Source organism: Shigella sp. FC1661 (assembly GCF_001712525.1).
Classification (GTDB): domain Bacteria; phylum Pseudomonadota; class Gammaproteobacteria; order Enterobacterales; family Enterobacteriaceae; genus Escherichia; species Escherichia coli.
Genome location: NZ_MDGW01000079.1, coordinates 1 through 8,580, shown reverse-complemented (window position 1 = coordinate 8,580; position 8,580 = coordinate 1). Strand labels below are relative to the sequence as shown.

Below are 8,580 nucleotides of genomic sequence, written 5' to 3'. Positions count from 1 at the left end.
CACCTGACCCCATGCCGAACTCAGAAGTGAAACGCCGTAGCGCCGATGGTAGTGTGGGGTCTCCCCATGCGAGAGTAGGGAACTGCCAGGCATCAAATTAAGCAGTAAGCCGGTCATAAAACCGGTGGTTGTAAAAGAATTCGGTGGAGCGGTAGTTCAGTCGGTTAGAATACCTGCCTGTCACGCAGGGGGTCGCGGGTTCGAGTCCCGTCCGTTCCGCCACTTATTAAGAAGCCTCGAGTTAACGCTCGAGGTTTTTTTTCGTCTGTATATCTATTATTGCCAGAATCGCAAAAATCCTCTGCATTTTACGCTTTTTTTTCCTCAACAGTCTGAAGCCCATAATCACCTCAGTTAACGAAAATAGCATTAAAAGAGGCATATTATGGCTATCCCTGCATTTGGTTTAGGTACTTTCCGTCTGAAAGACGACGTTGTTATTTCATCTGTGAAAACGGCGCTTGAACTTGGTTATCGCGCAATTGATACCGCACAAATCTATGATAACGAAGCCGCAGTAGGTCAGGCGATTGCAGAAAGTGGCGTGTCACGTCATGAACTCTACATCACCACTAAAATCTGGATTGAAAATCTCAGCAAAGACAAATTGATCCCAAGTCTGAAAGAGAGCCTGCAAAAATTGCGTACCGATTATGTTGATCTGACGCTAATCCACTGGCCGTCACCAAACGATGAAGTCTCTGTTGAAGAGTTTATGCAGGCGCTGCTGGAAGCCAAAAAACAAGGGCTGACGCGTGAGATCGGTATTTCCAACTTCACGATCCCATTGATGGAAAAGGCGATTGCTGCTGTTGGCGCTGAAAACATCGCTACTAACCAGATTGAACTCTCTCCTTATCTGCAAAACCGTAAAGTGGTTGCCTGGGCTAAACAGCACGGCATCCATATTACCTCCTATATGACGCTGGCGTATGGTAAGGCCCTGAAAGATGAGGTTATTGCTCGTATCGCAGCTAAACACAATGCGACTCCGGCACAAGTGATTCTGGCGTGGGCTATGGGGGAAGGTTACTCAGTAATTCCTTCTTCTACTAAACGTAAAAACCTGGAAAGTAATCTTAAGGCACAAAATTTACAGCTTGATGCCGAAGATAAAAAAGCGATCGCCGCACTGGATTGCAACGACCGCCTGGTTAGCCCGGAAGGTCTGGCTCCTGAATGGGATTAAGCCTCTCTGACAGCTCCTCCGGGAGCTGTTTTTACATGCTCGCTAAGGAAATCGATAAAAGCCCGGATGCGCGTACTTACCGCACGGTCGCTGTAATAGACGGCACTGAATGGCATTTCCACTGGCAACACTTTATCTGCCATTAACTCCACCAATTCTCCGCGAGCGATTTCTCTGTCGATCATGTAGTCGGACAAACACGCAATCCCGTTGCCACTCAGGCAAAGCTGTTTCAGTGTTTCCCCACTATTGGATGACAAACCGTATTTCACCTCATGTAATTGTCCATCACTACAGGCTATCGGCCAGGTATTGAGGGAAGCGGGTTCAGTGAATCCCAGGCAAACATGTTGCTTTAAATCGTCGATCGTTTCTGGCTTCCCGTAGCGGGAAATATAATCGGGGGAGGCGATAATTTTTCGATAACTGTTAAATAACGGCCTAGCACGTAAGCTGGAATCCGTTAACGTACCAGCGCGTATCGCGACATCCACTTTTCTTTCGATCAAATTAATAATCGTTTCGGAGGAGACTAGCGACAAAGTGATTTCCGGATAGCGTTCACGGAAAGGCTTAATTAACGGCATCAGAAAGTGCAGCACCACTGGAGTTGCGGCATCGATCCGTAACAGTCCACGCGGTGTATTACGCGTCTCCATAATTTCTGATTCTGCCGCTGCCATCTCCTGCAAAATTGACTGTACGCGACGAAAATAACGCTCGCCTTCTTCCGTCAGGCTAAGTTGTCGCGTGGTCCGATTAAGCAGGCTAACGCCAAGTTTCATCTCCAGCTTTTTCACCGCCCGGCTTACCGCTGAGTTTGCTTGCCCTAATTGTTCCGCTGCCCGGCTAAAGCTGCCGCTTTCGACGACCGAAACAAAAATGGCGAGTTCTTCCGACGTGGCTTTCATTTTTGCTCCTGTTGCAAAATAGAAGAGATATTTTGAATTTATTTGTCATTAAACCATCAGGATGCGTGATATGTCATGCGATTTAATGTTCTCCATAATGAGCAAAATTCTGACCGGTGTAAGCACTTGCTTACATAACAATATACAATTGCTCGTTGAAAGAGTGAGCTAAAATCCCTATAATAGTAGAACCCTCCCGAGTGCGGAAGGGTTGACGTAATAGAGGTTTCAAAGTCAAAAGTGCGAAAAAACACCTATGCCATGCGCTATGTTGCCGGACAACCTGCGGAAAGGATCTTACCGCCGGGGTCTTTTGCGAGCATCGGCCAGGCATTACCACCTGGGGAACCGTTAAGTACCGAAGAGCGTATTCGGATCCTGGTGTGGAACATATACAAACAGCAACGCGCTGAATGGTTGTCGGTATTAAAGAACTACGGCAAAGATGCACATCTGGTGTTATTGCAGGAAGCGCAGACAACGCCAGAGTTAGTACAGTTTGCGACCGCTAACTATCTTGCCGCCGATCAGGTACCCGCTTTCGTGCTGCCACAACATCCTTCTGGCGTAATGACCCTTTCGGCGGCACATCCAGTGTATTGCTGCCCGTTACGTGAACGAGAACCCATTTTGCGTCTGGCGAAGTCGGCACTGGTGACGGTCTATCCATTACCTGACACCCGCCTGTTGATGGTGGTTAATATACACGCCGTCAACTTCAGTCTGGGCGTGGATGTCTATAGTAAGCAGTTACTTCCTATTGGTGATCAGATAGCTCACCACAGCGGCCCGGTCATTATGGCGGGAGATTTCAATGCCTGGAGCCGTAGAAGGATGAACGCGTTATATCGCTTTGCGCGGGAAATGTCGCTGCGCCAGGTGCGTTTTACCGATGATCAGCGCCGTCGGGCGTTTGGTCGCCCGCTCGATTTTGTTTTCTACCGTGGTCTGAACGTCAGTGAAGCTTCTGTACTGGTTACGCGCGCTTCCGATCACAATCCGCTACTCGTTGAATTCAGTCCCGGCAAGCCTGATAAATAAGGTATGTCAGGTCTGCCACAGGGCAGACCAACGTTTGGCGCTGCGCAAAACGTGAGCGCGGTGGTGGCGTATGACTTATCGGCCCACATGCTGGATGTCGTGGCACAAGCTGCCGAAGCCCGGCAACTGAAAAATATCACCACCCGCCAGGGATATGCCGCAAGTCTGCCATTTGCCGATAACGCATTTGATATTGTTATCAGCCGTTATTCTGCCCATCACTGGCATGATGTTGGTGCAGCACTGCGAGAAGTGAATAGGATATTGAAACCTGGCGGTAGGCTGATTGTGATGGATGTAATGTCTCCGGGTCACCCAGTGCGCGACATCTGGTTACAGGCGGTAGAAGCATTACGCGATACCTCTCACGTACGAAACTACGCCAGCGGTGCGTGGTTGACGTTAATCAATGAAGCCAATCTGATAGTTGATAATTTAATTACAGATAAGTTACCGCTGGAATTTTCTTCATGGGTCGTGAGAATGCGTACGCCAGAAGCGTTAGTAGACGCTATTCGCATTTACCAACAGAGCGCATCGACAGAGGTGAGAACGTATTTTTCCTTGCAGACTGATGGCTCTTTCACCAGTGATATCATCATGGTAGAAGCACATAAAGCGGCATAAATAAAAAAGGCACCGGGGGAATCGGTGCCTTTTTTATTATCTGGTTTGTCAGGAATCTGGCATGTTGTTGTTTTTCACAAACAACGTCAGCTTATCGCCTGGTTGCAGATTCGCAGTGTCGCTGTTCCAGCGCATCACATCTTTGATGTTCACGCCGTGGCGTTTAGCAATGCTTGAAAGCGAATCGCCTTTGCGCACACGATACGTAATGCTATCGCTGTTGTTTGCCAACCGCTGTGCGCTACTGCCTGCACCAATCGTCAAACTTTGGCCTGGCTTCAGCTTAGATCCGCGCAGTTTGTTCCACTGCTGCAAATCTTTGGTGCTTACGCCGAGACGTGAAGCGATGCTTGAAAGCGTGTCGCCAGAGCGTACGGTGTAAACACGGCTGTTAAGCGGCGTATTGTCGGCAACCAGCGTCGACTGTACAGCAGCAATTTCGCCTGAAGCGAGAGAATCACGCAGTTGAACTGCATGCTTCTTTGGCACCATCACGTACTGCGGGCCACTTGCGCCCAGCGTGGAGCCTTTTACGCCAGCGTTGAATGTCTTCAGCTTGCTGACGGAAATCCCCGCCATATCTGCAACCTTCGCCATTTCAACCGGGCTGCTCAGGTGCACACGCGCCAGAGCACGGCTTTCATCGGTCGTTGGCAGACGTACGCCATAACGCTTGCTGTTTTTGAGAATATCACTCAATGCCAGCATTTTAGGCACGTACTGCTTCGTTTCCTGCGGCAACGGTAACGACCAGAAGTCCGTGGATTTCCCACGCGCTTTGTTCGTTTTAATTGCCTTCATGACCCGACCTTCGCCGCTGTTATAAGCCGCTACGGTCAGAAGCCAGTCGCCGTCAAACATCTTGTTCAGACGCTGCATCATGTTCAGCGCGGCAGTTGTTGAAGCAACAACATCGCGACGCGCGTCATAATTGCGGGTCTGTTTCAAACCATAATTGCGCCCCGTGCTCGGAATGATCTGCCAGATGCCTGCGGCATTGGCGCCAGACGTTGCGTGAGGATCAAAAGCGCTCTCCACTATGGGTAGTAGTACCAGTTCCATAGGCATGTTACGTTTTTTAACTTGCCCTGCTATCCAGTACATATACGGCTCTGCCCGTAAAGTTACATCGTGGAGATAGCTCTTATTGCGTAAATATTTCTGTTTCTGTTCGCGAATCCGGTCATTTTCCGGAATTCCCATCTTTAGCTCGTCGCCAATGAAAGCCCACAAGTCACCATCTGGCGCGATAGACGTCCCATCGTCCATCCATCGTGCCTGACTTGTAAACTTTGCTGCTTCCCCTTGACCAGCTGCAGAAAGGCTCTGTGCGTGCTGTTGAACGTTGCCGGTACTCTGGCAACCCACGAGCAGGACAGAGGCGAGTAATATCGCTTTTGCCTTCATGTGTGTGTCAATAGTTGCTTAAAAGACGACCGATCATAACGGCGAACGGAGCCGATGACAAGAAAGTTTTATCAGAACCTATCTTTCTTTGACCTTAACCATGCAAAACGCTCTTCAGGTTGTTGCAATAATGTTTCTTCATTAATTACATTAATTAAATCAATATCTTCCGTTCTTAAAAAAACATTAATTTGCCGCTCATTTTTCAGAATTACGGGTAGTGTTATTTGATTTTTTGCCCGTAACTCCTTAACTTTACGATAATAATCATTTATGGACAAATCGTGCGGAAGAATACTCAAAGCAAACTTCATATTTGATAACGTATATTCATGAGCACAACATACCAATGTATCGTCAGGTAACGCACTTAACTTATTAAGTGATTGATACATTTGTGATGCTGTCCCTTCAAACAACCTACCACACCCACCAGAAAACAGCGTGTCGCCGCAAAATAGATAAGGTTTACTGAAGTAACAGATATGTCCTAAAGTGTGACCCGGTGTGGCAATTACACTAAATTCATGCCCCAAAACGAAGGCAGTTTCGCCATCTTTGACTACCTGTGTTGTTCCCTTATCTTGTGTCTCTTGTGGACCATACACCACAATTTGCGGAAACTTTTCCACCAGTTCTTTTACGCCGCCAACGTGATCGTGATGATGGTGGGTGAGAAATATGGCCTCCGGTTGCCAGTTATTGGCGGCAATGGCGTTTAATACTGGCTCTGCGTCTCCGGGATCGACAATCAGGCAGCGACCTGCTTCATCATTCAAAACCCAGATGTAATTGTCATCAAAGGCGGGAATACTGTTAAGATTCATAGATTACCTCTTAGTGTGAAACGGAAGGTTGTGATGAAACCGGCAAGAGTCCCTCAAACTGTCGTGGCTCCTGATCGCTGGGGCGATTTGCCCTGGGGAGAGCTTTATCGCAAGGCGCTGGAGCGCCAGCTCAACCCGTGGTTCACTAAAATGTATGGTTTTCATCTGCTTAAGATTGGCAATTTAAGCGCAGAAATCAATTGCGAAGCGTGCGCGGTTTCTCATCAAGTGAATGTTTCTGCGCAAGGAATGCCCGTCCAGGTGCAGGCGGATCCACTTCATCTTCCTTTTGCCGATAAATCCGTTGATGTTTGTCTACTGGCACATACATTGCCGTGGTGCACCGATCCGCATCGTTTATTGCGTGAAACCGATCGGGTATTGATTGATGATGGCTGGCTGGTGATTAGTGGCTTCAATCCCATTAGTTTAATGGGATTACGCAAACTTGTGCCGGTATTGCGAAAAACCTCGCCCTATAACAGCCGGATGTTTACTCTGATGCGGCAACTGGACTGGCTCTCTTTGTTGAATTTTGAAGTGCTGCACGCCAGCCGTTTCCACGTTCTCCCGTGGAACAAACACGGAGGAAAACTATTGAATGCGCATATTCCTGCGCTTGGTTGCTTACAACTTATTGTTGCCCGGAAACGGACTATTCCTTTAACGCTAAACCCGATGAAACAGAGTAAAAACAAGCCACGAATTCGCCAAGCGGTTGGAGCCACCCGGCAATGTCGTAAACCACAAGCTTAAACTTCGACTTGGTAGCCCGTATCTTCCAGTGTGGGATTCATTGCCGCAGCACGAGCCAGTTCATCACAGCGTTCGTTTTCCGGGTGTCCGGCATGGCCTTTAACCCATTCCCATTTGATTTGATGTTGCCCTAGGGCAGCATCAAGACGTTGCCAGAGATCGACATTTTTTACTGGTTTTTTGTCTGCGGTTTTCCAGCCACGTTTTTTCCAGTTATGGATCCACTGGGTGATACCCTGGCGGACATACTGGCTGTCGGTACTCAAAATGACTTCGCAATGTTCTTTTAACGCCTCCAGCGCGACAATAGCGGCCATCAACTCCATACGGTTGTTGGTGGTGCGGGTGTAGCCTGCGCTAAAGGTTTTCTCGCGTCCGCGATAGCGTAAAATAGCGCCGTAACCCCCAGGTCCTGGATTGCCCAGACACGAACCATCGGTGAAAATTTCTACCTGTTTAAGCATCTCTGGTAGACTTCCTGTAATTGAATCGAACTGTAAAACGATAAGTCTGACATAAATGACCGCTATGAGCACTGCAATTACACGCCAGATCGTTCTCGATACCGAAACCACCGGTATGAACCAGATTGGTGCGCACTATGAAGGCCACAAGATCATTGAGATTGGTGCCGTTGAAGTGGTGAACCGTCGCCTGACGGGCAATAACTTCCATGTTTATCTCAAACCCGATCGGCTGGTGGATCCGGAAGCCTTTGGCGTACATGGTATTGCCGATGAATTTTTGCTCGATAAGCCCACGTTTGCCGAAGTAGCCGATGAGTTCATGGACTATATCCGCGGCGCGGAGTTGGTGATCCATAACGCAGCGTTCGATATCGGCTTTATGGACTACGAGTTTTCGTTGCTTAAGCGCGATATTCCGAAGACCAATACCTTCTGTAAGGTCACCGATAGCCTTGCGGTGGCGAGGAAAATGTTTCCTGGTAAGCGCAACAGCCTCGATGCGTTATGTGCCCGCTACGAAATAGATAACAGTAAACGAACGCTACACGGGGCATTACTCGATGCACAGATCCTTGCGGAAGTTTATCTGGCGATGACCGGTGGTCAAACGTCGATGGCTTTTGCGATGGAAGGAGAGACACAGCAGCAACAAGGTGAAGCAACAATTCAGCGCATTGTACGTCAGGCAAGTAAGTTACGCGTTGTTTTTGCGACAGATGAAGAGCTTGCAGCTCATGAAGCCCGTCTTGATCTGGTGGAGAAGAAGGGCGGAAGCTGCCTCTGGCGGGCATAAATACCTGTAAAAGGCGCTAAAAATAGCGGCTTGGGCGATTTTTGCAGCAAACGATTCAAAAGATGAGAAAAACCGTTGACGAAGGGTGAGGCAATCCGTAATATTCGCCTCGTTACCAACGGAACACAACGCGGAGCGGTAGTTCAGTCGGTTAGAATACCTGCCTGTCACGCAGGGGGGCGCGGGTTCGAGTCCCGTCCGTTCCGCCAAATTCACTCATGAAAATGAGTTCAGAGAACCGCAAGATTTTTAATTCTGCGGTTTTTTTTGCATTTAAATCTCGCTATTTCTTCGGTCTATGGTTTTGTTATGCTGTAAATGTGTTAATCACATATGGTAGACCATATCGGTAATGCTGCCAACTTACTGATTTAGTGTATGATGGTGATTTTAAGGTGCTTGCGTGGCTTCCATTTCCATCAGATGTCCTTCCTGCTCCGCTACTGAAGGCGTGGTGCGTAACGGCAAAAGCACTGCCGGACATCAGCGCTATCTCTGCTCTCATTGCCGTAAAACATGGCAACTACAGTTCACTTACACCGCCTCTCAGCCCGGTACGCAC

Annotated in this window: 10 protein-coding genes, 2 tRNA genes and 1 rRNA gene; 9 read left to right on the top strand and 4 right to left on the bottom strand. The window is 48.5% G+C overall.

Annotation, left to right across the window (positions count from 1 at the left end; all coding sequences use genetic code 11):
• The 3 genes from rrf to dkgB all read left to right on the top strand — a co-directional run.
• A 5S ribosomal RNA gene (gene rrf, locus BFF42_RS05985) occupies window positions 1-91 on the top strand; the annotation flags it as partial.
• 54 nt (window positions 92-145) lie between these two features.
• Window positions 146-222: transfer RNA gene (locus BFF42_RS05980), tRNA-Asp, on the top strand.
• Window positions 223-385: 163 nt separating this feature from the next.
• Complete coding sequence (gene dkgB, locus BFF42_RS05975) at window positions 386-1,189, top strand: 2,5-didehydrogluconate reductase DkgB (RefSeq protein WP_000997060.1); 804 nt, start codon at window positions 386-388, stop codon at window positions 1,187-1,189.
• On the opposite strand, the gene yafC is transcribed toward dkgB, so the two are convergent.
• Complete coding sequence (gene yafC / locus BFF42_RS05970) at window positions 1,186-2,100, bottom strand: DNA-binding transcriptional regulator YafC (RefSeq protein WP_000648553.1); 915 nt, start codon at window positions 2,098-2,100, stop codon at window positions 1,186-1,188. The two genes, dkgB and yafC, sit on opposite strands and share 4 nt — an antisense overlap.
• A gap of 240 nt (window positions 2,101-2,340) precedes the next feature.
• On the opposite strand from yafC, the gene BFF42_RS05965 reads away from it, so the two are divergent.
• Both BFF42_RS05965 and BFF42_RS05960 read left to right on the top strand, forming a co-directional pair.
• A complete protein-coding gene (locus BFF42_RS05965) occupies window positions 2,341-3,141 on the top strand; it encodes an endonuclease/exonuclease/phosphatase family protein (protein ID WP_001230983.1) in 801 nt (266 codons plus the stop codon).
• Window positions 3,142-3,144: 3 nt separating this feature from the next.
• The gene (locus tag BFF42_RS05960; protein ID WP_000016005.1) at window positions 3,145-3,768 is read left to right on the top strand and encodes a class I SAM-dependent methyltransferase; all 624 of its coding nucleotides are present in this window, start codon (window positions 3,145-3,147) and stop codon (window positions 3,766-3,768) included.
• Between the two features lie 48 nt (window positions 3,769-3,816).
• Here the strand turns inward: BFF42_RS05960 and mltD are convergent, their stop codons facing one another.
• Both mltD and gloB read right to left on the bottom strand, forming a co-directional pair.
• Entirely contained in the window at window positions 3,817-5,175 is a 1,359-nt protein-coding gene (mltD, locus tag BFF42_RS05955; protein WP_039060008.1) for a murein transglycosylase D, read from the bottom strand.
• Window positions 5,176-5,246: 71 nt separating this feature from the next.
• The gene (gloB, locus tag BFF42_RS05950; RefSeq protein ID WP_001052720.1) at window positions 5,247-6,002 is read right to left on the bottom strand and encodes a hydroxyacylglutathione hydrolase; all 756 of its coding nucleotides are present in this window, start codon (window positions 6,000-6,002) and stop codon (window positions 5,247-5,249) included.
• A gap of 33 nt (window positions 6,003-6,035) precedes the next feature.
• Here gloB and BFF42_RS05945 point away from each other — a divergent pair, with 33 nt between their 5' ends.
• Complete coding sequence (locus BFF42_RS05945; RefSeq protein ID WP_001297210.1) at window positions 6,036-6,758, top strand: class I SAM-dependent methyltransferase; 723 nt, start codon at window positions 6,036-6,038, stop codon at window positions 6,756-6,758.
• Here BFF42_RS05945 and rnhA read toward each other — a convergent pair.
• Window positions 6,755-7,222 carry a ribonuclease HI gene (gene rnhA / locus BFF42_RS05940; RefSeq protein WP_000917883.1) on the bottom strand — a complete coding sequence of 156 codons (468 nt, stop codon included), beginning with the start codon at window positions 7,220-7,222 and terminating at the stop codon, window positions 6,755-6,757. The two genes, BFF42_RS05945 and rnhA, sit on opposite strands and share 4 nt — an antisense overlap.
• Window positions 7,223-7,286: 64 nt before the next feature.
• On the opposite strand from rnhA, the gene dnaQ reads away from it, so the two are divergent.
• The 3 genes from dnaQ to BFF42_RS05925 all read left to right on the top strand — a co-directional run.
• On the top strand, window positions 7,287-8,018 hold the full coding sequence (gene dnaQ, locus BFF42_RS05935) for a DNA polymerase III subunit epsilon (RefSeq protein ID WP_001297205.1): 732 nt from the start codon (window positions 7,287-7,289) through the stop codon (window positions 8,016-8,018).
• Between the two features lie 132 nt (window positions 8,019-8,150).
• Window positions 8,151-8,227: transfer RNA gene (locus tag BFF42_RS05930), tRNA-Asp, on the top strand.
• A 194-nt stretch (window positions 8,228-8,421) separates the two neighbouring features.
• A partial coding sequence (locus BFF42_RS05925; protein WP_032277379.1) for an IS1 family transposase occupies window positions 8,422-8,580 on the top strand: 159 nt, incomplete at its 3' end.

Coding starts and splice junctions, on each gene's coding strand:
- dnaQ (WP_001297205.1), top strand. CDS start 7,287: ATGAGCACTGCAATTACACGCCAGATCGTTCTCGATACCGAAACCACC.
- mltD (WP_039060008.1), bottom strand. CDS start 5,175: ATGAAGGCAAAAGCGATATTACTCGCCTCTGTCCTGCTCGTGGGTTGC.
- BFF42_RS05960 (WP_000016005.1), top strand. CDS start 3,145: ATGTCAGGTCTGCCACAGGGCAGACCAACGTTTGGCGCTGCGCAAAAC.
- gloB (WP_001052720.1), bottom strand. CDS start 6,002: ATGAATCTTAACAGTATTCCCGCCTTTGATGACAATTACATCTGGGTT.
- yafC (WP_000648553.1), bottom strand. CDS start 2,100: ATGAAAGCCACGTCGGAAGAACTCGCCATTTTTGTTTCGGTCGTCGAA.
- rnhA (WP_000917883.1), bottom strand. CDS start 7,222: ATGCTTAAACAGGTAGAAATTTTCACCGATGGTTCGTGTCTGGGCAAT.
- BFF42_RS05945 (WP_001297210.1), top strand. CDS start 6,036: ATGAAACCGGCAAGAGTCCCTCAAACTGTCGTGGCTCCTGATCGCTGG.
- dkgB (WP_000997060.1), top strand. CDS start 386: ATGGCTATCCCTGCATTTGGTTTAGGTACTTTCCGTCTGAAAGACGAC.